This window comes from Ramlibacter sp. (assembly GCF_050250995.1).
Taxonomy (GTDB): domain Bacteria; phylum Pseudomonadota; class Gammaproteobacteria; order Burkholderiales; family Burkholderiaceae_C; genus Ramlibacter.
The window spans coordinates 13,840-37,355 of sequence record NZ_JBFWNP010000032.1; the positions used below are offsets into that span (position 1 = coordinate 13,840).

26 protein-coding genes are annotated in these 23,516 nt (G+C 68.3%); 15 read left to right on the plus strand and 11 right to left on the minus strand.

Translation table 11 applies throughout. The annotated features are described in order from the left end of the window. Positions 1-3: 3 nt before the first annotated feature. From AB7E83_RS18715 to AB7E83_RS18725, 3 genes are all read right to left on the minus strand, one after another. Complete coding sequence (locus AB7E83_RS18715) at positions 4-1,716, minus strand: PhoH family protein (RefSeq protein ID WP_428572156.1); 1,713 nt, start codon at positions 1,714-1,716, stop codon at positions 4-6. Between the two features lie 198 nt (positions 1,717-1,914). After that, positions 1,915-2,391, minus strand: coding sequence for a peroxiredoxin (locus tag AB7E83_RS18720; RefSeq protein WP_428572158.1), 477 nt, complete (start codon positions 2,389-2,391; stop codon positions 1,915-1,917). A 124-nt stretch (positions 2,392-2,515) separates the two neighbouring features. Further along, positions 2,516-2,890, minus strand: coding sequence for an Mth938-like domain-containing protein (locus AB7E83_RS18725; protein ID WP_428572160.1), 375 nt, complete (start codon positions 2,888-2,890; stop codon positions 2,516-2,518). A 112-nt stretch (positions 2,891-3,002) separates the two neighbouring features. Here AB7E83_RS18725 and AB7E83_RS18730 point away from each other — a divergent pair, with 112 nt between their 5' ends. From AB7E83_RS18730 to moaE, 7 genes are all read left to right on the plus strand, one after another. Continuing rightward, the gene (locus AB7E83_RS18730; RefSeq protein ID WP_428572162.1) at positions 3,003-4,229 is read left to right on the plus strand and encodes a pyridoxal phosphate-dependent aminotransferase; all 1,227 of its coding nucleotides are present in this window, start codon (positions 3,003-3,005) and stop codon (positions 4,227-4,229) included. Positions 4,230-4,234: 5 nt separating this feature from the next. Then, positions 4,235-5,545: a homoserine dehydrogenase gene (locus AB7E83_RS18735; protein ID WP_428572250.1), complete on the plus strand. Its 1,311-nt coding sequence runs from the start codon at positions 4,235-4,237 to the stop codon at positions 5,543-5,545. Continuing rightward, positions 5,545-6,981 (plus strand): threonine synthase, encoded by a 1,437-nt coding sequence (thrC, locus tag AB7E83_RS18740; protein ID WP_428572164.1) that lies wholly within the window; start codon positions 5,545-5,547, stop codon positions 6,979-6,981. Before AB7E83_RS18735 ends, thrC begins: the two co-directional genes overlap by 1 nt. A gap of 38 nt (positions 6,982-7,019) precedes the next feature. Continuing rightward, the gene (gene mobB / locus AB7E83_RS18745) at positions 7,020-7,553 is read left to right on the plus strand and encodes a molybdopterin-guanine dinucleotide biosynthesis protein B (protein ID WP_428572166.1); all 534 of its coding nucleotides are present in this window, start codon (positions 7,020-7,022) and stop codon (positions 7,551-7,553) included. A 61-nt stretch (positions 7,554-7,614) separates the two neighbouring features. Then, complete coding sequence (locus tag AB7E83_RS18750) at positions 7,615-8,844, plus strand: molybdopterin molybdotransferase MoeA (RefSeq protein ID WP_428572169.1); 1,230 nt, start codon at positions 7,615-7,617, stop codon at positions 8,842-8,844. Further along, positions 8,841-9,092, plus strand: coding sequence for a molybdopterin converting factor subunit 1 (gene moaD, locus AB7E83_RS18755; protein WP_428572171.1), 252 nt, complete (start codon positions 8,841-8,843; stop codon positions 9,090-9,092). Before AB7E83_RS18750 ends, moaD begins: the two co-directional genes overlap by 4 nt. Before the next feature lie 7 nt (positions 9,093-9,099). Beyond that, positions 9,100-9,573, plus strand: coding sequence for a molybdopterin synthase catalytic subunit MoaE (moaE, locus tag AB7E83_RS18760; protein WP_428572173.1), 474 nt, complete (start codon positions 9,100-9,102; stop codon positions 9,571-9,573). 12 nt (positions 9,574-9,585) lie between these two features. On the opposite strand, the gene AB7E83_RS18765 is transcribed toward moaE, so the two are convergent. After that, positions 9,586-10,833, minus strand: coding sequence for a class I SAM-dependent methyltransferase (locus AB7E83_RS18765; RefSeq protein ID WP_428572175.1), 1,248 nt, complete (start codon positions 10,831-10,833; stop codon positions 9,586-9,588). 84 nt (positions 10,834-10,917) lie between these two features. Further along, a complete protein-coding gene (locus AB7E83_RS18770) occupies positions 10,918-11,502 on the minus strand; it encodes a hypothetical protein (RefSeq protein WP_428572177.1) in 585 nt (194 codons plus the stop codon). Positions 11,503-11,587: 85 nt separating this feature from the next. On the opposite strand from AB7E83_RS18770, the gene clpB reads away from it, so the two are divergent. The 3 genes from clpB to AB7E83_RS18785 all read left to right on the plus strand — a co-directional run bounded on the left by clpB (position 11,588) and on the right by AB7E83_RS18785 (position 14,696). Further along, positions 11,588-14,209, plus strand: a complete 2,622-nt coding sequence (clpB, locus tag AB7E83_RS18775; RefSeq protein ID WP_428572179.1) for an ATP-dependent chaperone ClpB — start codon at positions 11,588-11,590, stop codon at positions 14,207-14,209. Position 14,210: 1 nt separating this feature from the next. Further along, positions 14,211-14,483: a hypothetical protein gene (locus tag AB7E83_RS18780; RefSeq protein WP_428572181.1), complete on the plus strand. Its 273-nt coding sequence runs from the start codon at positions 14,211-14,213 to the stop codon at positions 14,481-14,483. A 78-nt stretch (positions 14,484-14,561) separates the two neighbouring features. Next, positions 14,562-14,696: a DUF3096 domain-containing protein gene (locus tag AB7E83_RS18785; protein ID WP_428572183.1), complete on the plus strand. Its 135-nt coding sequence runs from the start codon at positions 14,562-14,564 to the stop codon at positions 14,694-14,696. Here the strand turns inward: AB7E83_RS18785 and AB7E83_RS18790 are convergent. Then, positions 14,677-15,471 carry an SDR family oxidoreductase gene (locus tag AB7E83_RS18790; protein WP_428572185.1) on the minus strand — a complete coding sequence of 265 codons (795 nt, stop codon included), beginning with the start codon at positions 15,469-15,471 and terminating at the stop codon, positions 14,677-14,679. The two genes, AB7E83_RS18785 and AB7E83_RS18790, sit on opposite strands and share 20 nt — an antisense overlap. 228 nt (positions 15,472-15,699) lie before the next feature. Here AB7E83_RS18790 and AB7E83_RS18795 point away from each other — a divergent pair, with 228 nt between their 5' ends. Beyond that, positions 15,700-16,041, plus strand: a complete 342-nt coding sequence (locus tag AB7E83_RS18795) for a hypothetical protein (protein WP_428572187.1) — start codon at positions 15,700-15,702, stop codon at positions 16,039-16,041. A gap of 99 nt (positions 16,042-16,140) precedes the next feature. On the opposite strand, the gene AB7E83_RS18800 is transcribed toward AB7E83_RS18795, so the two are convergent. The 4 genes from AB7E83_RS18800 to AB7E83_RS18815 all read right to left on the minus strand — a co-directional run bounded on the left by AB7E83_RS18800 (position 16,141) and on the right by AB7E83_RS18815 (position 18,269). Next, entirely contained in the window at positions 16,141-16,329 is a 189-nt protein-coding gene (locus AB7E83_RS18800) for a hypothetical protein (protein WP_428572189.1), read from the minus strand. Beyond that, entirely contained in the window at positions 16,326-16,520 is a 195-nt protein-coding gene (locus AB7E83_RS18805) for a hypothetical protein (RefSeq protein WP_428572191.1), read from the minus strand. The genes AB7E83_RS18800 and AB7E83_RS18805 overlap by 4 nt, the downstream gene beginning before the upstream one ends. A 171-nt stretch (positions 16,521-16,691) precedes the next feature. Then, positions 16,692-17,348 carry a peroxiredoxin gene (locus AB7E83_RS18810; RefSeq protein WP_428572193.1) on the minus strand — a complete coding sequence of 219 codons (657 nt, stop codon included), beginning with the start codon at positions 17,346-17,348 and terminating at the stop codon, positions 16,692-16,694. 75 nt (positions 17,349-17,423) lie between these two features. Then, the gene (locus AB7E83_RS18815; protein WP_428572195.1) at positions 17,424-18,269 is read right to left on the minus strand and encodes an AraC family transcriptional regulator; all 846 of its coding nucleotides are present in this window, start codon (positions 18,267-18,269) and stop codon (positions 17,424-17,426) included. A gap of 94 nt (positions 18,270-18,363) precedes the next feature. Here AB7E83_RS18815 and AB7E83_RS18820 point away from each other — a divergent pair, with 94 nt between their 5' ends. From AB7E83_RS18820 to AB7E83_RS18835, 4 genes are all read left to right on the plus strand, one after another. Further along, entirely contained in the window at positions 18,364-19,605 is a 1,242-nt protein-coding gene (locus AB7E83_RS18820) for an MFS transporter (protein WP_428572198.1), read from the plus strand. Between the two features lie 128 nt (positions 19,606-19,733). Beyond that, complete coding sequence (locus AB7E83_RS18825) at positions 19,734-21,344, plus strand: ExeA family protein (RefSeq protein WP_428572200.1); 1,611 nt, start codon at positions 19,734-19,736, stop codon at positions 21,342-21,344. Then, entirely contained in the window at positions 21,344-22,216 is an 873-nt protein-coding gene (locus AB7E83_RS18830) for a general secretion pathway protein GspB (RefSeq protein WP_428572202.1), read from the plus strand. The genes AB7E83_RS18825 and AB7E83_RS18830 overlap by 1 nt, the downstream gene beginning before the upstream one ends. A 144-nt stretch (positions 22,217-22,360) precedes the next feature. Continuing rightward, positions 22,361-22,915: a bactofilin family protein gene (locus AB7E83_RS18835; protein ID WP_428572204.1), complete on the plus strand. Its 555-nt coding sequence runs from the start codon at positions 22,361-22,363 to the stop codon at positions 22,913-22,915. A gap of 34 nt (positions 22,916-22,949) precedes the next feature. Here AB7E83_RS18835 and AB7E83_RS18840 read toward each other — a convergent pair whose 3' ends face one another. Next, positions 22,950-23,501, minus strand: coding sequence for a hypothetical protein (locus AB7E83_RS18840; RefSeq protein WP_428572206.1), 552 nt, complete (start codon positions 23,499-23,501; stop codon positions 22,950-22,952). Between the last annotated feature and the right edge of the window lie 15 nt (positions 23,502-23,516).

The following is a 23,516-nucleotide window of genomic DNA, read 5'->3' on the forward strand; positions in this document are numbered from 1 at the left end:
GCCTCAGAGCACGTCGCTCGCGAAGTCAGCCAGCCGCGAACGCTCGCCGCGCGCCAGCGTGATGTGCCCGCTGTGCGGCCAGCCCTTGAACTTGTCGACGGCGAAGGTAAGGCCGGACGAGCCCTCGGTCAGGTAGGGCGTGTCGATCTGCGCCAGGTTGCCCATGCAGATGATCTTCGTGCCGGGACCGGCGCGCGTGATCAGCGTCTTCATCTGCTTGGGCGTCAGGTTCTGCGCCTCGTCGATGATCACGTACTTGTTGAGGAAGGTGCGGCCGCGCATGAAGTTCATGCTCTTGATCTTGATGCGGCTGCGGATCAGGTCGTTGGTGGCCGCGCGGCCCCACTCGCCGGCGCCGCCCTCGGTCTTGCCAAGCACTTCGAGGTTGTCGTCGAGCGCGCCCATCCACGGACCCATCTTTTCCTCTTCCGTGCCGGGAAGGAAGCCGATGTCCTCGCCCACGCTCACGGTCGCGCGGGTCATGATGATCTCGGTGTAGCGCCGGTCGTCGAGCACCTGCGTGAGGCCGGCCGCCAGCGCCAGCAAGGTCTTGCCGGTGCCCGCCGTGCCGGTGAGCGTCACGAAGTCGACCTCGGGATCCATCAGCAGGTTCATCGCGAAGTTCTGCTCGCGGTTGCGCGTGGTCACGCCCCACACCGCGTTCTTGAGGTGGCCGAAGTCCTTGAGCGTCTTGAGCACCGCCGTCTTGCCGCGGATCTCGGTCACGCGCGCATAGAGGCTCGGCTCGCCGGGCGCCTCGAAGTAGACGAACTGGTTGATCAGCAAGCTCGGCACGATGGGGCCGCTGATGCGATAGAACGTATGGCTGCCCGACTGCCAGCTCTCCACCGTCTTGCCGTGCTTCGCCCAGAAGTCGGACGGCAGCGCGAGCGAGCCGGGGTACAGCAGGTCGAGGTCGTCGAGCGTCTTGTCGTTCTGGTAGTCGTCGGTCGCGAGGCCGAGCGCGCGCGCCTTCACGCGCATGTTGATGTCCTTGGACACCAGCACCACTTCGCGCGGCGCGTGCTTGTCGCGCAGGGCCGCGACCACGCCCAGGATCTGGTTGTCCGCCTTGCCGGGCGGCAAGGTGTTCGGCAGCTTGTTCTCGAGCGGCGCGGTCTGGAAGAACAGGCAGCCGCCCGCTTCGACGTGGCCCGTGCTGTCGAGGTTCAGGCCCTGGGCGATGTCGGCGCCCTGGTGACCCGCGAGCGCGTCGAGGGTGCGGCTCGCCTGCCGCGCGTTGCGCGCGACTTCGGTCATGCCCTTCTTGTGGCCGTCGAGTTCCTCCAGCACGATCATCGGCAGGAAGATGTCGTGCTCCTCGAAGCGGAAGAGGCTCATCGGGTCGTGCATCAGCACGTTGGTGTCGAGCACGAAGAGCTTCTTGGGACCGTTCGACTTCTTGCGCTTGGCGGGCACCGGCGCGGCCGAGGCGCGCTTGCGGGCCGCGGGCGCCGGCATGGCGGGCGCGTCGACCTCGGCGTCCTCGACAAACAGGTCCTCGGTGTCCTCCGCCGCGTAGACGGTGGACGGCAGGCCGCCGCCCGCGCGCGGATCGAACTCGTCGGATGCCTGCGGGCCCTCAGGGCGCGGTCCGGCCTCCGCCTGCACGGCCGCCGATTTTCGCGCCGCCTTCTGCGTGGAGCGGGCCGGGGCGTCGTACGCCTGCGGCGAAAGCATGGCGGCGCGCTTGGTAGGGGCGGGGGGAAGAGGCATGGAGGAACGTGCTCGCGGACAGGGGAATCTGGAAACGAAAAAGCCGCAGGGCGGGCCCGGCGGCTTCTGGGAGTCTGACGGTGATGACGCTTGGCGTCGGGGTCAACGGCATGAATTCATTATGCACAGCGACCGTGACGGAACAACGTCGGCCGTCGCCATGTTGTTGCCAAACGTCAGCCGCCGGGCCGGGCTGTGTCAGGCGGCCTTCTTCAGCAGCTTGACGGCCTTGAGGACATCGTCGACGTGGCCGGGCACCTTGAGGCCGCGCCACTCCTGCTTGAGGATGCCGTCGGCGCCCACGAGGAAGGTGCTGCGCTCGATGCCCTTGACCTTCTTGCCGTACATGATCTTGTTCTTGACCACGCCGAACATGTGGCACATCTTTTCTTCGGTGTCGGCGATGAGCTCGAAGGGGAGTTCGAGCTTGGCCTTGAAGTCGTCGTGCGACTTCATGTTGTCGCGCGACACGCCGAACACCACGGCGCCCGCCTTCACGAAATCCTTGTACTTGTCCCGAAACTGCATCGCTTCGGTCGTGCAGCCGGGCGTGTTGTCCTTCGGGTAGAAGTAAAGCACCACAATCTGGCCGACATGCGAGCCATTGGTGACCTTGACGCCGCCGGTGGCGTTCGCTTCGAATTCGGGGAGGGGTTTGTTGACAACGATCGCCATGGGGTCGAATACTCGTCTCTGATTCTGGGTGACGTGGAGATAGCCAGCGTTGCTGCACAGGCACCGCGCGGCCCCCGTAGCAATCCGAGATTTTATCGCGAAACGTCGTTCCGCGCTGTCCCCCTCAGGACGGCTGTTCGAGGAGCAGGGCCACCGCGACGTCCCGGCCCTCCTGCGCGAGGATGTTGTAGGTGCGGCAGGCCGCGGGCGTGTCCATCGTCTCGATGCCGATGCCCGCTTCCACGAGCGGCCGAATCCAGGCCGGCTTGGGAAAGCGCAGGCGCGGACCGCTGCCGAAGATCACCACCTCGACCTTCATGTCGGCCAGCATCGCAAAGTGTTCGGGGCCCAGCGCTTCGAACCCGCCCGCCCACTCCACGCGCTGGCCGCGCGAGCCGATCACCACGTTGTGCGTGATCTTTTCGGAGGCGACGCCGACCCAGCCGGGGCCGTGGGCGCTGATGGTCTGGGCGTCGGAGCGATCGGGCTGCAGCCGCATGGGATGCGAGGGCGGTGGCGTGGAAAGTGAATCGTGCCGCGACGCGGGAGGCCGCGTCGAACTATGGTCAAATTATACGTTTCCGCTACGTGCAACCGCCCACGGAGGGGCTTTGAAAAACGTCCAGAAATCGACCAAGCTGGCCAATGTCCTTTACGACATCCGCGGCCCCATCATGGATGCCGCGCGCCAGATGGAGGAAGAGGGCCACAAGGTCATCAAGCTGAACATCGGCAACCTCGCCGTGTTCGGCTTCGACGCGCCCGAAGAGATCCAGCAGGACATGATCCACAACCTGCCCAATGCGGCGGGATATTCGGACAGCAAGGGCATCTTTCCCGCCCGCCGCGCCGTGGCCCACTACACGCAGCAGCAGGGCATCAAGGGCGTCACGATCGACGACATCTACCTCGGCAACGGCGCGAGCGAGCTCATCGCGATGTCGCTCAACGCCCTGCTCAACGACGGCGACGAGTTGCTGCTGCCCTCGCCCGACTATCCGCTGTGGACCGCGTCGGCCACGCTGTCGGGCGGCACGCCCGTGCATTACATGTGCGACGAGGCAAGCGGCTGGATGCCCGACCTCGACGACATCCGCCGCAAGATCACGCCGGCCACCAAGGGCATCGTCGTCATCAATCCCAACAACCCGACGGGCGCGCTGTATCCCGACGCCGTGCTGCTCGAGATCATCGCCATCGCCCGCAAGCACGGGCTCGTGATCCTCGCGGACGAGGTGTACGACAAGGTGCTGTTCGATGGCGTGAAGCACACCGCCATGGGCAGCCTGTCGACCGACGTGCTCACGTTGACCTTCAACTCGCTGTCGAAGAGCTATCGCTCGTGCGGCTATCGCGCGGGCTGGCTGGTGGTGTCGGGCGACAAGAAGCCGGCGGCCGACTACATCGAGGGCCTCACGATGCTCTCGAACATGCGCCTGTGCGCCAACGTGCCGGGGCAGTTCGCGATCCAGACGGCGCTCGGCGGCTACCAGAGCATCAACGAGCTCATCGAGCCCGGCGGGCGCCTGCGCCGGCAGCGGGACGTGGCCTACGAGCTGATCACCGCCATTCCGGGCGTGTCGTGCGTGAAGCCGCAGGCGGCGCTCTACATGTTCCCCAAGCTCGATCCGGCGATGTACCCGATCGCCGACGACCGCCAGTTCTTCCTGGAACTGCTGCAGGCCACGCGCGTCATGCTCGTGCAGGGCTCGGGCTTCAACTATCCCGACAACCAGCATTTCCGCATCGTCTTCCTGCCGCACGAGGACGACCTGCGCGAGGCCATCGGCCGCATCGCGCGCTTCCTAGAGTCCTATCGCAAGCGTCATTCCTCATGAGCAATCTGAACCCCATCAAGGTGGGCCTGCTGGGCATCGGCACCGTGGGCAGCGGCGTCTTCAACGTCCTGAAGCGCAACCAGGAAGAGATCAAGCGGCGCGCCGGCCGCGGCATCGAGATCGCGGTGGTCGCCGATCTCGACCTCGAGCGTGCGCGCGCCGTCGTCGGCGAGGGCGTGAAGGTCGTGAAGGATGCGCGCGAAGTCATCGCCGACCCGGAGATTGACATCGTGGTCGAGCTGATCGGCGGCTACGGCATCGCGCGCGAACTGATGATGTCGGCCATCGCGGCGGGCAAGCATGTCGTCACGGCCAACAAGGCGCTGCTCGCGGTGCATGGCACCGAGATCTTCGCCGCGGCGCATGCCAAGGGCGTGATGGTCGCGTTCGAGGCGGCGGTGGCCGGCGGCATCCCCATCATCAAGGCGCTGCGCGAAGGCCTCACGGCCAACAGCATCCAGTGGATCGCGGGGATCATCAACGGCACGACGAACTTCATCCTGTCCGAGATGCGCGACAAGGGCCTCGACTTCGACTCGGTGCTGAAGGAAGCGCAGCGCCTCGGCTATGCCGAAGCCGACCCGACCTTCGACATCGAGGGCGTGGACGCCGCGCACAAGGCGACGATCATGTCGGCCATCGCCTTCGGCATCCCGGTGCAGTTCGACAAGGCCTACGTCGAGGGCATCACCAAGCTCGCGGGCCAGGACATCCGCTACGCCGAGAAGCTCGGCTACCGGATCAAGCTGCTGGGCATCGCGCGCCGCATGGACAAGGGCATCGAGCTGCGCGTGCATCCCGCGCTCGTGCCGGCCAGCCGCCTCATTGCCAACGTCGAGGGCGCGATGAACGCGGTCATGGTGCAGGGCGACGCCGTCGGCACGACGCTCTACTACGGCAAGGGGGCCGGCAGCGAGCCCACCGCCAGCGCCGTGATCGCGGACCTCGTGGACATCACGCGCCTGCATACGGCCGACGCCGCGCACCGCGTGCCGCACCTCGCGTTCCAGCCGGACCGGATGAGCGATGCGCCCGTGCTGCCGATGAGCGAGATCGTCACGAGCTATTACCTGCGCCTGCGCGTCGCCGACGAGGCGGGCGTGCTCGCGAAGGTGACGGGCATCCTGGCCGCGGCCGGCATCAGCATCGACGCGATGCTGCAGCGCGAAGCGGGCGAGGGCGAGCGCCAGACCGACCTCATCCTGCTCACGCACAACGTGCGCGAAGGCACGATGAACGAGGCGCTCGCGCAGATGCAGGGCCTGCCGACCGTGCTGGCGCCCATCATCCGCATCCGCAAGGAAGAGTTGGCCTGATGCGCTACGTGTCCACGCGCGGCCATGCCGACCGCAAGCGCTTCTGCGAAATCCTGCTCGAAGGCCTTGCGCCCGACGGCGGCCTGTACCTGCCCGAGTCGTATCCGCGCATCGACGCGGCGACGCTCGCGACATGGCGCGGCCTGCCCTACGCGGAGCTCGCCTTCGAGATCCTCTCGCTCTACATCGACGACATTCCCGCGGACGATCTGCGGGCGATCTGCCGCAAGACGTACACGCGGGAGGTCTTCGGGACCGACGCGATCGTTCCGCTGAAAGCCCTGGATTCCCGCGTTCGCGGGGATGGCGGGGATGTCTACCTCGAAGCCCTGTCCAACGGCCCCACGCTCGCCTTCAAGGACATGGCGATGCAGCTGCTCGGCAACCTGTTCGAGTACGAGCTCGCGCGGCGCGGCGAGGAGTTGAACATTCTCGGCGCGACCTCCGGCGACACGGGCAGCGCCGCGGAGTACGCGATGAAGGGCAAGCGGGGCGTGCGCGTCTTCATGACCTCGCCGCACGGCCGCATGAGCCCGTTCCAGCAGGCGCAGATGTTCAGCCTGCAGGACGCGAACATCCACAACCTCGCGGTCGAGGGCGTGTTCGACGATTGCCAGGACATCGTGAAGGCGGTGTCCAACGACCTCGCGTTCAAGCGCAAGTACCGCATCGGCACGGTGAACTCGATCAACTGGGCACGGCTCGTCGCGCAGGTTGTCTATTACTTCGCCGGATACTTCCAGGCGACGCGCGCCAACGACGAGGCGGTGAGCTTCACCGTGCCCTCCGGGAACTTCGGCAACATCTGCGCCGGCCACGTCGCGCGGATGATGGGATTGCCCATTGCACGGCTCGTGCTCGCCACCAACGAGAACGACGTGCTCGACGAGTTCTTCCGCACGGGCGTCTACCGTGTGCGCGGCAGCGCCGACACGCACGAGACCTCGAGCCCGTCGATGGACATTTCCAAGGCGAGCAACTTCGAGCGCTTCGTGTTCGACCTGCTCGGCCGCGATGCCGCGCGCCTGAAGCAACTGTTCGGCAACGAACTCTCGCGCAATGGCCGCTTCGACCTGAGCAAGGATCCCGCCTTCGCGCGCGCGAAAAGCGAGTTCGGCTTCGTCTCCGGCAAGAGCACGCATGCGGACCGCCTGGCGACCATCCGCGACACGCATGCGCGCTTCGGCATCACGATCGACACGCACACCGCCGACGGCCTGAAGGTCGCGCGCGAACACATGCAGCCCGGCGTGCCGATGATCGTGCTCGAGACCGCGCTGCCCATCAAGTTCGCGGCGACCATCGTCGAGGCGCTGGGCCAGGAGCCGCCGCGCCCGGCGAAGTTCGCTGGCATCGAGGCGCTGCCCAAGCGCGTGACGGTCGTCGCGGCCGATGCTGCGAAGATCAAGGAATTCATCGCCGCGCACTGCGGCTAGCGGCAACACGCAACAGCACTGACGAAAGTAAACCCGGCATGAAGGCAGTTGGATTCGCCGGTTTCTCCGGATCGGGCAAGACGACGCTCGTCGAGCGGCTCATTCCCGCGCTCAGGATGCGCGGCCTGCGCGTCTCGGTGGTGAAGCACGCCCACCACCGCTTCGACATCGACCATGCGGGCAAGGACACCTACCGCCACCGCGAAGCGGGCGCGTTCGAGGTCGTCGCCGCGTCCAGCCGCCGTCTCGCGCTGATGCGCGAGTTCGAGCAGGAGGCCGAGCTCACCGTCCACCAGCTCATCGCGCAGTTGTGGGAGGGCGTCGACTGGGTGCTCGTCGAAGGCTTCAAGCAGAGCGACCTGCTCAAGGTCGAGGTGTGGCGCGGCGATGCCGGCAAGCCCGCGCGCTATCCCGACGACGATTTCATCGTGGCCATCGCCACCGACACACCCGAGCGCCTGCCCGTGCCCACCCAGCGGCCGGTGCTGGACCTGAACGACGCCGACGGCATGGCGCAGTGGCTGGTCGACCAGGGCCACCGCTTCGACTACGACCCCGAAAGGTACTCGTGATCCCCACGTTCGTCACATCGCGGCCGGCGCTGCCGCTGCGGGCCCTTCGCGGAGCCCGGACATGAACGCGACCCGGCCGCCGCTCAGGCCCCTGGACCAGGCACTGGCGGAGCTGCTGTCGCATGCGCAGCTGCTCGCGGGCACCGAATCGGTCTCGACCTTCGATGCCGGCCGCCGCGTGCTCGCGCGCGACCTCGTCTCGCCGCTGCAGGTGCCGCCGAACGACAACAGTTCGATGGACGGCTATGCGGTGCGTTGCGCCGACGTCGCGGCCAACGGCGAAGCCTTGCGCGTGAGCCAGCGAATTCCCGCGGGCGCCTCGCCGGAGCCGCTCGAGCCCGGCACGGTCGCGCGCATCTTCACGGGCGCCCCGGTGCCGGCCGGCGCCGATGCGATCGTGATGCAGGAGGACACCGAGCCGGCGGGCGAGCACGTGGTGCGCTTCCTGCGAACGCCGCAGCCGGGCGAATGGATTCGCCGCAGCGGCGAGGACGTGCGTGCGGGCTCCGTCGTGCTCGCACGCGGCGAGCGCCTGTCGTCCGCCGCGCTCGGGCTCGCCGCGAGCATCGGCATGGGCGAACTGGAGGTCGTGCGCCGCCCACGTGTCGCGCTGTTCTCGACCGGCGACGAACTCGTCATGCCCGGCGAGGTCGCGCCCGCCGACATGAAGCCGGGGGCGATCTACAACTCCAACCGTTTCTTCCTGAGCGAGCTGCTGCGCAATCTCGAATGCGAGGTGAGCGACTACGGCATCGTGCCGGACGACCGCGAGGCGACGGTGGGCGCGCTCGCCCATGCGTCGCGGTCCAGCGACCTCATTCTCACGAGCGGCGGCGTGTCGGTGGGCGAGGAAGATCATGTGAAGCCCGCCGTGCAGCAGCTGGGCTCGCTCGATCTCTGGCAGATCGCGATCAAGCCCGGCAAGCCCTTCGCGTATGGGCGCATCGGCGATGCGCATTTCATGGGCCTGCCCGGCAACCCCGTGTCGAGCTTCGTGACCTTCCTGCTGCTCGTGCGGCCGTTCCTGCTGAAGCTGCAGGGCGCGACGCAGCTCGCGCCGCGCGCGGTGGACATGCCCGCGCACTTCGAGTGGCCGCGCGCCGACCGGCGCCGCGAGTTCCTGCGCGTGCGGCGCAACGGCAACGGCGCGCTGGAGCTGTTCCCGAACCAGAGCTCGGGCGTGCTGACGTCCGTGGCGTGGGCCGACGGCCTCGTGGACAATCCCGCCGGCCGCACCATCGCGCTGGGCGACACCGTGTCCTTCATTCCGCTTGCGGAGCTCCTCGCGTGAGAGTCACCGTTCGCTACTTCGCATCGATCCGCGAGGCCGTGGGGCAGGGCGCGGAGGCGTTCGAGACGCAGGCGGCCACGGCCGGCGCGTTGCGCGACGAGCTCATCGCCCGCGGCGGCGCGTACGCGGCGACGCTGGCGCGCGGGAAATCCGTGCGCATCGCCCTCGACCAGACGATGGCGCAGGAGTCCGCCGAACTGCGCGAAGGCAGCGAGGTCGCTTTCTTTCCGCCCGTGACCGGGGGATAGTCGCCCGATGACCCCGCGCGTTTCCATCCGCAACGAAGACTTCGATATCGGCGCCGAAGTCGCCGCGCTGCGCGCTGGCGACGGCGGCGTGGGTGCGGTCTGTGTCTTCGTCGGCACCGTGCGCGACCGCAATGACGGCAGCAGCGTCCGTTCGATGGAGCTGGAGCACTATCCCGGCATGACGGAGAAGTCGATCGAGGGCATGGTCGACGAGGCCGTCCGGCGGTTCGACCTGCGCGGCGTGCGTGTCATCCATCGCGTCGGTCTGCTGCAACCGCAGGACCAGATCGTGCTGGTGGCCGTCACCTCATCGCACCGGGGCGAGAGCTTTCGCGCCTGCGAGTTCCTGATGGACTACCTGAAGACGCATGCGCCCTTCTGGAAGAAGGAGCAGACGCCCGAGGGCGAACGCTGGGTCGATGCGCGAGTGGCGGACGACGAGGCGCTGAAGCGTTGGGGGCTGCCAAGCGGAAACGCCTGAGCGCGAGCGTCCTCAGCAGATGGCGGGAACGGCCAGAAGCGGCATCGCCCAGGCGCCCGCGGCGATGAGCTGCCGGCGCGATTGCATTTTGCGGCCGAAGGCCAGGAAGAGCGTGCCGATCACCAGCGCCTGCAGCCCCAGGTAGGCGGCAAGTCCTTCGGAGGGGCCGAACTGCATGGCGGGCACGACGTTGTCGAGGAGCACTTCCTCGGCGGCCACCGCGAGCGCATAAGCCGCCAGCAGCCAGCCCCATGTGTGTTGTCGTGTCCCGGCTGGCGGGGAGGTGGCGGGATCGCCTTGCGGTGGATACATGGCGTCGAGCAACGCCTTGCCTGTCGTGCCGCGCCTGAGGGCCCAGGTCTCGGACATCCAGCGTGTCAGCCGATCCGCCGCCCGTCGCCACGGGTGGGCCGAGAGCGCATGCGACCACGACGTGTGGGCCTTCACGACGGCCGCGACCTGCGCGTGGTTGCCGGGGATGCGCAACGCCGGCGCCCCGTCCGTGCAGGCAGCCGCCGGCGCGAAGATCATGGTGATGTTTCCGCCGTCGGCGGAGCGCTCGAACGCCACCTGCTCCAGCCCGGCCTTGGCGCCGAGCCGCGCGAGCGTGGCGGCGCAGAAGGTGTAGAGGTGCGCTTCGTGGAAGCTGCTGCGCGGCGACTGGCAGGTGGCCTCGACGTTGGGCACTTCGACGACGAGGCGGCCCTCCGGGCGCAGGGCCGCGCGCAGCTGGCCCAGGACGGCGCCGGGATCTTCCGTGTGCTCCAGCACATGCCAGATCGTGATGACGTCGAAACTTTCCGCGGGCAGGCCGACGTCGCCGACGAAGCCGACGCGGACGTCGAGGCCGTATTCCTCGCGCGAATGTTCGGCATAACCGCGGTTGGGCTCCACGCCCGTCACGTCGTGGCCGAGACGCTTCAGCAGGTAGGCGAACTCGCCGCCGCCACTGCCCACATCGAGCACGCGCCGGGCCGGACCCAGCACGCGGGCGCATTTCTCGAGCCGGTCGAGCGCCACCCGGCCGGCGCGCAGGACGTGCCGGGCGCGGGGCCTGTACGTCCCCTTGTACGCGAGCCGGTAGTCGTGTTCGTAGAACTTCCTCGCTTCATGGGGGCGGGGGTCGGACCAGACCAGGCCGCAGCCGGTACAAGCCACCGAACGCAGGGGCTGGCCACTGCGGCTGCGAGTCGAAAGCACGGTCACCGTGTCGGTGCCGCAGAGATTGCAGGGCAGGGCGGCCAGTTCGACGAGGGTCATCGCTGTACATCGGGTGGAAAGCTCGGCAGTTTACAGATGGACATGCGAACGGACCATCGGGCGCAACCGCCCGGCCGGCGCGGGTCAGTTCAGATAGCGCGGCTTGCGCAGGCCGGTGCTCTGATCGTCCTCGGTCACCGAGGGCTCGCCCGCCGGCGCCGCGGCCGGCGAGAACGCGTCCCGCCATCCCGACTGATTGAGCGACTGCTCCAGCAAGTGCATCAGCCCCTGCATGAGCTTGGCTTCGAGTTCCATCTGGAAGCTGCGCGGCGAGCCGTTCGCCGGGCGCTCGTTGAACGACAGCCGCAAGGGCCCGTTGGGCAGCGGGGTCGCGTCCACGTCGGTGATGAGGAGGGGCTCCTCGCCCAGGGGGAGCTTCGAGCGGGTCTCGTTGTACGGGGTCTCGAAGTCGGCGCTGCGCAGGAATTCCTCCTTGCGGAATTCGGCCAGCATCTTCCTGAGCTCGTCGTCCGCCGTCTGCAGGGACGCGCCCGCGGACTCGAGCTTGAGCAGATGGTCGGTCAGCATGCGCGACAGGAGCGGCCACAGGCCCATCATCAGGCGCCGCGTCAGCCACAGTCGCATCTCCTCGGCATCGGTGGTGTTGATGCGCATGAGGATGCGGTCCTGCTCCGGCAGGTAGGTCACCGACATCTGGTGGATGTGCATGCGCCGATTCTAAGTCGCGCCATCGAAACAACCCTTGAATTCGTCGGGTCAATGCCTACCTTCGGTGCAACGGAGAAACAGAAACATGCGTCTCGACAAACTCACCACCAAGTTCCAGGAAGCCCTGGCCGAGGGCCAGACCCTTGCGCTCGGCAACGACCACGCCTACATCGAACCCGAGCACGTGCTCGTCGCCATGCTGCGGCAGGAGGACGGCCCCCGCGCGCTCCTGCAGCGCGCCGGCGTCAACGTGCCCGGCCTGCTGGCCGCCGCCGAAGGCGCGATGCACAAGCGCGCCCAGGTCCAGGGCCAGGAGCAGGTCCAGGTCGGGCGCGACCTCGGCATCCTGCTTCAGGCCGCCGAGAAGGAAGGCCTCAAGCGCAACGACCAGTTCATCGCGAGCGAGCTCTTCCTGCTCGCCGTGGCCGACACCAAGCAGGACATCGGCCGCATCGCCCGCGAGAACGGGCTCACCCGCAAGTCGCTCGAGTCCGCCATCGACGCCGTGCGCGGCGGCCAGGCGGTCGACAGCGCCGATGCGGAAGCCAACCGCGAATCGCTGAAGAAATACACGATCGACCTCACCGAGCGCGCGCGCAAGGGCAAGCTCGATCCCGTGATCGGCCGCGACGAGGAGATCCGCCGCGCGATCCAGGTGCTGCAGCGCCGCACCAAGAACAACCCAGTGCTCATCGGCGAGCCGGGCGTCGGCAAGACAGCCATCGTCGAAGGCCTGGCGCAGCGGATCGTGGCCGAGGAAGTGCCCGAGTCGCTCAAGGGCAAGCGCGTGCTGTCGCTCGACATGGCCGCGCTGCTCGCGGGCGCCAAGTACCGCGGCGAGTTCGAGGAACGCCTGAAGAACGTGCTGAAGGAACTCGCGCAGGACGAGGGCCAGACCATCGTTTTCATCGACGAGCTGCACACGATGGTGGGCGCGGGCAAGGCCGAAGGCGCGATGGACGCGGGCAACATGCTCAAGCCCGCGCTGGCGCGCGGCGAGCTGCATTGCGTGGGCGCGACCACGCTCGACGAATACCGCAAGTACATCGAGAAGGACGCCGCGCTCGAGCGCCGCTTCCAGAAGATCCTGGTGGGTGAGCCGACGGTGGAGGCCACCATCGCCATCCTGCGCGGCCTGCAGGAAAAATACGAGGTTCACCACGGCGTCGAGATCACCGACCCGGCCATCGTCGCCGCGGCCGAGCTCTCGCACCGCTACATCACCGACCGCTTCCTGCCGGACAAGGCCATCGACCTGATCGACGAGGCCGCGTCGAAGATCAAGATCGAGATCGATTCCAAGCCCGAGGTGCTCGACCGGCTCGACCGCCGCATGATCCAGCTGCAGATCGAGCGCGAGGCCGTGCGCAAGGAAAAGGACGAGGCGTCGCAAAAGCGCCTGGGCCTGATCGAAGAGGAGATCGCGCGCCTGCAGAAGGAGAGCGCCGACCTCGAGGAGATCTGGAAGTCCGAGAAGGCGCAGGCGCAGGGCAGCGCGCAGATCAAGGAAGAGATCGACCGCCTGCGCCACCAGATCGAGGAGTTCACCCGCAAGGGGGACTTCAACAAGGTGGCCGAGCTGCAATACGGCAAGCTGCCGGGGCTGGAAGCGCAGCTGAAGCAGGCGCAGGACGCCGAATCCGCCAAGGGCAAGAGCGGCAAGCCGCAGCTGCTGCGCACGCAGGTCGGCGCCGAGGAGATCGCCGAAGTGGTGGCGCGCGCGACCGGCATCCCCGTGTCGAAACTCATGCAGGGCGAGCGCGAGAAGCTGCTCATGATGGAGGACAAGCTGCACGAGCGCGTGGTCGGCCAGGACGAATCGATCACCGCGGTGGCCGATGCCATCCGCCGTTCGCGCGCGGGCCTGTCCGACCCGAACCGGCCGACCGGCTCGTTCCTCTTCCTCGGCCCCACCGGGGTGGGCAAGACGGAGCTGTGCAAGGCGCTGGCGGGCTTCCTGTTCGACAGCGAGGAGCATCTCATCCGCGTCGACATGAGCGAGTTCATGGAGAAGCACTCGGTGGCGCGGCTGATCGGCGCGCCTCCCGGCTACGTGGGCTACGAGGAGGGCGGCTTCCTGACCGAAGCCGTGCGCCGCAAGCCCTACAGCGTGATCCTGCTCGACGAGATCGAGAAGGCGCACCACGACGTGTTCAACGTGCTGCTGCAGGTGCTCGACGATGGCCGCCTCACCGATGGCCAGGGCCGCACCGTGGACTTCAAGAACACGGTCATCGTCATGACCTCGAACATCGGCTCGCACATGATCCAGGCGATGGTGGGCCGGCCGTACGCGGACGTGAAGGAAGCCGTGTGGGACGAGTTGAAGAACCACTTCCGCCCGGAGTTCCTCAACCGCATCGACGAGACGGTGGTGTTCCACGGCCTCGACGCCCAGCACATCGCGAAGATCGCCAAGATCCAGCTGCGCGTGCTCGAGCAACGCATGGCGAAGATGGACCTGCACCTGCAGGTCTCGCCGGCAGCCCTGGAGGAACTCGCGAAGGTGGGCTTCGATCCGGTGTTCGGCGCGCGGCCGCTCAAGCGCGCGATCCAGCAGCGCATCGAGAACCCGCTGTCGAAGCTGATCCTCGAAGGGCGCTTCCCGCCGAAGAGCGACATTCCGGTGGAGGTCGATCCGGTGCGAGAGCCGGGCGTCTTCCACTTCGGCGAGAAGACCGCGCGCCGCGTCGAGGCGGCGGGCTGAGGTGGGGGAGTTCCTCGACCTCGTCCAGTGGCCCGCCATGGTCGCCAGCGTGCTGGCGGCCTGGCTCGTGGCCTCCAACAACCCCAGGCGCCGCAACATCGGCTTCTGGGTCTTCCTGTTCAGCAACGTGCTGTGGGTGGCCTGGGGCTTGCACACGAAGGCGTGGGCGCTCATCACGCTGCAGGTGATCCTCGCCGCGATGAACGTTCGCGGAGTGCGGAAGACGGAGAAAGCCGAAAAATCGGAGAAAGCCGGGAACGCGGGGCAGGGCTGAGCGCCCCCGCCCCCGCAGCCACGCTTGCTGTGTTAAACCGTGTGTTCGACGACCTCGCGAACACCGGAGCACAAGCACATGCAGTACGTCCAGCACATCGGCCCCGTCGCCGCGCTCATCTCGGGCATCCTCATCCTCGTGATGCCCAGGCTGCTTAACTACATCGTGGCGCTCTACCTCATCGTGATCGGCGTCACGGGCCTTTTGAAGTAGGTGCCGCGCCCATGTGCTGGGCGTAGAGCTTCTGCATGCCGCCCAGCCAGCGGTCGTAGTCCTGCCCTTTCATGGCGAAGTACTTCGCCACCTCGGGGTGCGGCAGGACGAGGAATTTCTCCTCGCGCATCACGCGCACGATGTCCTCGGCCACCTGCTCCGGCGTGAGCACGCCGTCGTGGCCGGCCGAGCCCGAGCCGTCCTTCGTCATGTCCGTCGCCACGGACTGAGGGCACAGGCACGACACGCGCACGCCCTGGCGGCCGTAGGCGATGCGCAGCCACTCCGCGATGGCGACGGCCGCGTGCTTGGTCACGCCATAGGGTGCGGTCTCCACGATGTTCAGCAGTCCGGCGGCCGAGGCCGTGACGAGGAAATAGCCTTCGCCGCGCTTCGTCATCTCGGGGATCACCGCCCGCGCGGCCCACACGTGCGCCATGCCGTGGACCTGCCACATCTTCTCCCACAGCGCATCCTCGAGGTCGATGCCGCCCATCTTGCCGAGGAAGCCGGCGTTGGAGAAATAGATGTCCACCTGCCCGAAGCGCTCGCGCGCGGCGGCAACGAGCGCCTGGATGTCGGCTTCGCGGCTCACGTCGCATTGCACGGCGATGGCCTGCGTGCCGATGGAACGCGCGACGCCTTGCGCGCGTTCGAGGTTCATGTCCGCGACCACGACGCCGCGCGCGCCCTCGGCCGCGAAACGCTGCGCCGCCGCGGCGCCGATGCCGCTCGCGCCGCCGGTGACGACCGCGACTTTCCCGTGAATGTCCATGAGTGCCTCCAGAGTGCGCCGAGTATCGCGCGCGGCGGGGCGGGCGCAGCCACGCAGGCGACACGCGGGGCCCTGAGCGTGTCGCGGTCAACGGCCGAGTAGCGCGCCGCTGGCGTCGCGTCCTCCCGGATTCCGACACGCGCCGCACGCCGTTGCCTACGGCCCAGCGCAGCGCCCCGCGCCACCATTCGTTCATTCAAGACACGCGAACACTACGGAGCATTCGACATGGCCAAGGAAATGGACTGGGACCTCGACGGTGAAGACACGGTCGTCGTGGAAGCCTACGTGAACCCGCAGGAGCAGGACACGTACTGGCAGCAGGCCCATGCGGGCGAACAGTACTTCCGCCGGGAACTCGGCTACGAGGACTATGCCCCCGCCTACTGCGTGGGCTACATCGGCTATGCGCAGTACGGCGGCAATGGCGGCACCTACGACGATGCCGAGAAGTCGCTTTGCGCGAACTGGGTCCGAATCAAGGGCGATGCGCGCCTGTCGTACGACGAGGCCCGGCTGGCGATGCGCGCAGCCTGGGATCGCGCCGCAGCTCAGGCCGCCGCACGCTGAGGCGACGTTCTAGACGGGAACAGCCGGGCTTCGAGCCCGGCTTTTTCGTGGCGCTGGCGTCGAATGGAATTGCTGTTTTTGGATGGGGGGCGCGAATCGTCAGCGCTTCTCGTCGTCGGCGGGCGGCGCGTTCTCGGGCGCAACCGCGTCGGGCTCCGCGCTCAGCTTGCGTTTGCGGATGAGCGCGAGCAGTGCGGTCTGGGCGCCTTCGCCGGAGCCGGCGGGCTGCTGGGTGTTGGGAAACGGACGCAGCTGGCCGCCCGTCTCATCGGCGTCGGGGGCGCTCATTTCGTCACGCTCCCGGCGCGGTTGGCGCTGTCGTCCTCGCCGGCCTGGTGACGGTGCTGGCGGTTCTGGGATTTCATCGTGGCAAGCGCGCTGGCCGCGCCCTCGCCCGAATGTCCGGATTCGCCGCCGCTGCCCTGGGGCTGTTCCTGCTGCTGCCTTTGCTGCTGGTTGGTGTCGCTCGTACCGCTCATCTCGAAGTCTCCGTGAGAATGATCCACCCACCTTTCAATGGGTAGATTGCATTCTGGGCGAGACCCCAAAGCTCTTCATTGCGGCGATGCCGCGACGCGGTGTAGGACGAATCTGAACGCGAGTCCTCCGCGCCCGCTGCCGAGCTGCCAGGACGGCAGGCCCGTCTCCTGCTACTGCGGCGACTTCGTCACGCGCAGATAGGGCTTGACCGTCTTCCAGCCCTGCGGGAACAGCGTCTTTGCGTCCTCGTCGGAGACCGAGCCCGCGATGATCACGTCGTCGCCGGGCTTCCAGTTGGCCGGCGTCGCGACCTTGAACTTCGCGGTCATCTGCATGGAGTCGAGCACGCGCAGGATCTCGTCGAAATTGCGGCCCGTGGTCATGGGGTAGGTGAGCATCAGCTTGATCTTCTTGTCGGGGCCGACGATGAAGACGGAACGCACGGTCTGGTTGGTCGCGGCCGTGCGGCCGTCGGTCGTGACGTCCTCGGCCGGCAGCATGTTGTACAGCTTGGAGACCTCGAGCTTCGCGTCCGCGATGATCGGGTAGTTGACCTTCGCGCCCTGGGTCTCCTCGATGTCGCCGAGCCAGCGGCTGTGGCTGTCGACCGGGTCGACCGACAGGCCGATCAGCTTTGCATTGCGCTTCGTGAACTCGGGCTCGATCCGGGCCATGTAGCCCAGCTCGGTCGTACACACGGGCGTGAAGTCCTTCGGGTGCGAGAACAGGACGGCCCACTGGTCGCCGATCCACTCGTGGAAGCGGACGGTGCCCTGGGTGGTCTCGGCCGTGAAGTCGGGGGCGATGTCGTTGATGCGAAGGGACATTGTTTTTTCTCCTTGAGGATGCGGGTTCGCCGTCGATGATGCGCCGCGCGCGGAGACCCTGTCAACGCATGAAATTCATGCCGCGTCGCGCGCCGCGCGGCCCGGCTGGAAGCGGCTGGGCGGCGCACCCATCGCCGACTTGAACATCGCAGTGAAGGCGCTGTCGCTGTCGTAGCCCGCCGCCGCGGCCACATGGCTCACGGCCATTCCGCGGGCGAGCAGCGGCAGCGCATGCGCCAGCGCGGCCTGCTGGCGCCACTGCTGGTAGCTCGTGCCGAGTTCGTCGCGGAAGAGCCGCGCCATCGTGCGCTCGCTCGCGCCCGCGTCCGCCGCCCACTCGGCGAGCGTGGCGCGCTGCGAGGGCGAGCGCAGGATGGCCTCGCACAGGCCGCGCAGGCGCTTGTCGCCGTGCTGCGCATCGGGCAGCGGCACGCCGAGCGACTGCGTCGCGGCCCGTGTCAACTCGTCGAGTACGAGACCGGTGAGCAGCGACTCGCGATGTTCCGCCAACGGCGCGTCGAGCGGCGCATCCAGCGCCTGGATCAGTTCGCGCAGCAGGGCCGAGACGACGATGACGCGGCTGCCCGCCCAGCCCGCGGGTGTGACGGACTCATCCATGTAGAGCGTGCGGAACTGCGCGTCCTCCAGCACGTGGATCGAGTGCCGCGCGCCGGGCGCGATCCACACCGCGCGCGACGGCGGCACGATGCAGGTGGCCTGCTCCAGGCTCACCTGCAGGATGCCGCTCGCGCAATACGCGAGCTGCGCCCATCCATGGTGGTGAGGCTCGAAGTGCGTGTCGGCCGGCATGGAGCGCGCCCGCACGCGCACGGGCCGCGCCGCATGGGGACGGAACGGGTCGATGTTCCCGAGCGGCTGGAGCTGGGCGGGGGCGGATGTGGAGGCGGGGGTGCGGCGCATCGGGAGGGAAGGGCAACCGGGTTTGGCCGATTTTCGCCGATTCCTGTCGTTTCATCGCATTTCAGAAAGGGCGCGCAGGCCTACGATCCAGCCCATGAGCAGCATCAGCAGCACGCTTCCCGCCGCCGGGGCGCCGACCTTCCGCCAGGACGCCACCCTCATCGGCCTCGTCGGGGCGGGGCATCTCGTCAGCCACTTCAGCCAGCTCTGGCTCGCGCCGCTGTTTCCGTGGCTGAAGGACGAGTTCAACGTGAGCTACACCCAGCTCGGCCTGCTGCTCACCGTCTTCTTCGTGGTCTCCTGCCTGGTGCAGGCCGCCTCCGGCTTCCTGGTCGACAGGCACGGGCCGCGCCCGGTGCTGTTCGGCGGACTCGCGCTGCTCGCGGTTGCGGGCTTCGGCTACGCGATCAGCACGAGCTACTGGGGCCTGATGGCCTTCTCGGTCGTGGCGGGGCTGGGCAACGGCGTGTTCCATCCGGTCGACTACACGCTGCTGAACAAGAAGGTGAGCACGCCGCGCCTCGGCCACGCGTACAGCCTTCACGGCGTGACCGGCAGCCTGGGCTGGGCGCTTGCGCCCGCGATGCTGGTGCCGCTCACGATCGCATTCTCGTGGCGCGTGGCCGTGGCCTGCGCGGCCGGCGTCGCGGTCTTCGTGCTGCTCGTCATGTGGATCAATGCGCGCAAGCTCGCGCTCCCCGCACAGCCGGCCGCCGCGAAGCCGTCGGGCGCACCGCAGGAGCACACGCTCGCCTTCATGCGCATTCCCGCCGTATGGATGTGCTTCGCCTTCTTCTTCGTCTACGCGATGATCCTGAGCGTGGTGCAGGCCTTCGCGCCCGCCGCCGCGCGCGAACTGCATCAAGTGCCCGTGGCGCTCGCGGCGATGTGCCTCACGGCCTACATGATCTGCGCCGCGGGCGGCGCGGTCGTGGGCGGCTTCCTCGTCGCCGATCCGTCGCGGGCGGAACGGATCGTGGGCATCGGCTTCGGCACGGCCGCGGTGATCGCCCTCGGCATCGCCACGCTGCCCTTGCCGGCCCTCGTGGTGCCGGTGATGTTCGGCGCGATGGGCGTGGCCTCCGGCCTCGCGGGCCCTTCACGGGACATGATCGTGAAGCGCTCGACGCCCGAAAACGCGAGCGGGCGTGTGTACGGCGTCGTGTACTCGGGCCTCGACATCGGCCAGGCCTTCGCGCCGCTCATCTTCGGCGTGCTGATGGACGCGGGCCGCTTCCAGGGCGTGTGGCTGGGCCTCGTGCTGCTGCAGGGCCTGCTGATCGCGAGCGCGTTCAATGTGCGGCGCGTGCGCCGTACGGTGGCCGTGCCCGCCTGAGCCGGCGCCCCCCGACCCGCGTCCGCGCCGTCCGTCCCGCACTCGCGCCGTCATTCCCGCGAAGGCGGTAATCCAGGGCTCCCCTGCCTGCGCAGGCCGCCGCCGGCCGCGCGGTATCCTTGCGACCCATGTACGCCGCCTACTTCGGCCTGCGGCAAGAGCCGTTCTCCATCGCGCCCGATCCCCGCCTGCTCTTCATGAGCGAGCGGCACCGCGAGGCGTTGGCGCACCTTCTGTACGGCCTCGGCGGCGGGGGCGGCTTCGTGCTCCTCACGGGCGAAATCGGCACCGGCAAGACGACCGTGGTTCGCTGCTTCACCGAGCAGGTGCCCGCCAACTGCAACCTCGCCTACATCTTCAACCCCAAGCTCACGGTGCTCGAATTGCTCGAGACCGTGTGCCACGAGTTCGGCATCGACGTCGCGCCGTTGCGCCACGGCACGGTGAAGGACTTCGTCGACACGCTCAATGCGTACCTGCTCGACGCGCACGCCGCTGGGCGCAACAACGTTCTGGTGATCGACGAGGCGCAGAACCTGTCGCCCGACGTTCTGGAGCAGCTTCGCCTGCTCACGAACCTCGAGACGACCGAGCGCAAGCTGCTGCAGATCATCCTGGTCGGCCAGCCCGAGCTGCGCGAGATGCTCGCGCGCCCCGAGCTCGAGCAGCTCGCGCAGCGCGTGATCGCGCGCTACCACCTGCAGGCGCTCTCCGAGAACGAGACCGCGCAGTACATCCGCCACCGCATGGAAGTCTGCGGCCTCAAGGGGCCGCTGCCCTTCGACCGGCGTGCGCTCAAGCGCGTCCACGAGATCGCGCGCGGCGTGCCCCGGCGCATCAACCTGCTGTGCGACCGCGCGCTGCTCGGCGCGTTCGCGAGCGAGCAGACCGTGGTCGGCCGCGCCATCGTCGACCAGGCCGCGCGCGAGGTGTTCGACGAGAAGCCACCGCGCTCCCACATGAACTGGCTCAAGCCCGCTTTCACGCTCAGTCTCGGTCTGGCGGCCGGTGCGGGCCTGTGGGCGGCCGTCAACCGCGTCGCCGAGATGGATGCCCCGGCGGCCGTGCGCGCTTCGCAGGTGCCGGCGAGCGGCGCGGTCGCCGCGCGGGTCGCGTCCTCCGGTGCGCGAACCGCCGCCGTGCCGGGCCCGTTCGCCGTGCTGCGCGAAATCGATGCCGCCTGGCGGGAACTGGCGCCCGCCTGGAAGGTGAAGGCGGGCGATGGCGACCCGTGCAGCACGCTCGCGCGCGAGCAGGTGCAGTGCTGGTTCCCGAAGCCGACGCCGCTCGCGCTGATCCGCCAGCTGGGGCGGCCGGGCATCGTCACGCTCGATGCGGCGAGCGGTCAACCCTCGTATGCGATCCTCGTGGGACTCACCGACACGCAGGTCACGCTGCGCGCGGGCGGCGGCGAGCAGACGCTGGCGCTCGCCGCGTTCGGCGCGCGATGGCAGGGCGATTTCGCGACGCTGTGGAAAGCGCCGCCGGGCTACGTCGGGCGCATGGAAGACGACGCCACCGGAACCACGGTCGACTGGGTCGCTGCGAGTCTCGCCAAGGCGAAGGGCGTCGCGCCGCGCAAGACCCCGGCCCGACTGAGCCCTGCGCTCAAGGCCGACGTGCGCGAGTTCCAGCTCGCGCAGAACCTGCCTGCCGATGGGCGGCCCGGGCCGCTCACGTACATGCAACTCAATCGCGCGACCGGCATCGACGAGCCGCGGCTGCGCACGGAACCCTGATGTCCTACATTCTCGACGCCCTGCGCAAAGCGGACGCACAGCGCGTGCGCGACCCGGCGCACGGCATCCACGCGCAGCCGCAGGTCGCGGCGTCGACACGCGAGGGCCGCGACTGGAAGCAGCCGGCTGCGGTGGCGGCGCTCGCTGCCGCGGTCCTGCTCGTGGCGATCGCGTTGTGGCCGCGGACCCCCGCCGTGCCTTCGTCGGGGGGGCCGTCCGCGGCCACCTCCGATGTGCCTCGGGCGCCGGCGCCCGGGGCGCTCGCGCCCGGTATTTCATCGGCGCCTGCGGTGGCAACGCCAGGCGCGCAGGTACGGGCGCCGGTGCCGACGACGGCGAACGCTGCGCCGCGCGTCGCAGCGCCGGTTGCACCGCCTCCGCCGGCCGCGCGTGCCGAACGCGCGGTCCGCAACCCCGCGAATCCGCAAGTCGCCGCCGCGACGTTGCCATCGCCATCGCCATCGCCATCGCCATCGCCCGTGGTAGGTATGCCCGCGCCAGCACCCGCGGTCCCGCCGCCCGCTCCCTTGCCGAACGCGGCACCCGTAGCGCCCGCGCCGTCGACCCCGGCGGTGGCGAGCGCGCCTCCCGCTGGACGAGCACCGGCCGCCGTACTCACCGCATCCGCGCCCTCGGGCAGAGATCGCGTGATGACGGTCGCCGAACTCCCCTTCCAGTTGCAACGCGAATTGCCGCGCCTTGCCATCAGCGGCGGCGTGTATTCGGACAATCCGTCGCAGCGGATGCTGATCGTGGGTGGGCAGGTTGCGAACGAGGGCACGGAGCTCGCGCCGGGGCTGGTGCTCGACCAGATCCGGCCCAATGCCGCGGTCATGAAGTTTCGCGGCTATCGGTACTCGGTTCCCTTTTGAGTAGGGCTGTGTAGGGAAGGGCCACCGCGCGCTTTCCGAACTTCTCGCACGATGTTACGCAACTTGCGCGTACGGATGAACTTGTAGACGCTTCGATGCGTAGCATCGGTTCCTCACTCAACCCGCTCCCGAGGAAATCACCCGATGGCACTGCAATCTCCGTTCTTCAACAACAACAACCACCGGCGCGACGCCGAGCCCGTGCGCCCGCCTTCGCAAAGCCCGAACGCGGCGGCGCTGGCTGCCGCGCAGCAGCCGCCGCCGGCCGCGCCCGTGGCGTCGGGGAATGCCGCGGCGCCCGCGACGAAGGAAGGGGAGAGCAAGCTCACCGTCGGCCCCAACATCAAGCTCAAGGGCGTGGAGATCACCGACTGCGACACCCTCGTCGTCGAAGGCTCGGTCGAGGCGACGATGGACTCGCGCGTGATCCAGATTTCCGAGCGCGGCGCGTTCAAGGGCTCGGCGGAGATCGACATCGCCGAGATCCGCGGGCAATTCGACGGCAACCTCACGGCGCGGCAGAAGCTCGTGATCTATTCGACCGGCAAGGTGACCGGCCGCGTGCGCTACGGCAAGGTCGTGATCGAGGAAGGCGGGCAGTTGTCGGGCGAGATCGAGTTCGGGGCGAGTGGGACGCCGAGCCGGATCGGCGCGAACGCAGCAGAGGTGCAGTCCTTCAGGAATTCGGCCGTCGGCTGACAACCCACCCCGCCGGACGGTGCGGGACCGCGCGTCAGGCCCGCAGCAGCGCGAAGATGCGGGTCGCCAGCCCGGGGCGGGTGCGATCCGGCGTCTTTTGCAGGTTCGCGCTGTCCCACACCGGTGCTTCGTCGCGAAGCGTGACTTCCATCGCGTGGAGCAAGCGCGTCTTGTCTTCGTCCATGTCGGACGCGATGAAGTGGTAGGTCTGCGAATGCCGCTCGAAGGCGAACCGCACCTCGGCCGCGCCATCGAGCGCCGCATGCTTGCCCAGCGCCTGCAAGACGCCGGGGTCGGCGAGTCGGAACGACACCACGATTTCGGCCTCGTCCGCATGGACCAGCCGGCCGCTCACCCACCCGCGGTACTTGCCTTGTCCGCACTGCACGCGGATCGCGGGACACTTCTCGGGTCCGTGGTGATGGAGGACCGCCAGCAGCGCATCGAGGCGGCGGCGGCGTTCGGCGCCGCTGAAGACGGAGTACTTGCTGGCGTCGTCGACGCGCAGGCCCCTGGGCGCGAGCGGGTGACGCGGCGCGGCGTGCCCGGACACGGGCTGGAAGCGGGGCGCTGAGACGGATTCCATGGTGAGGCTTTCGAC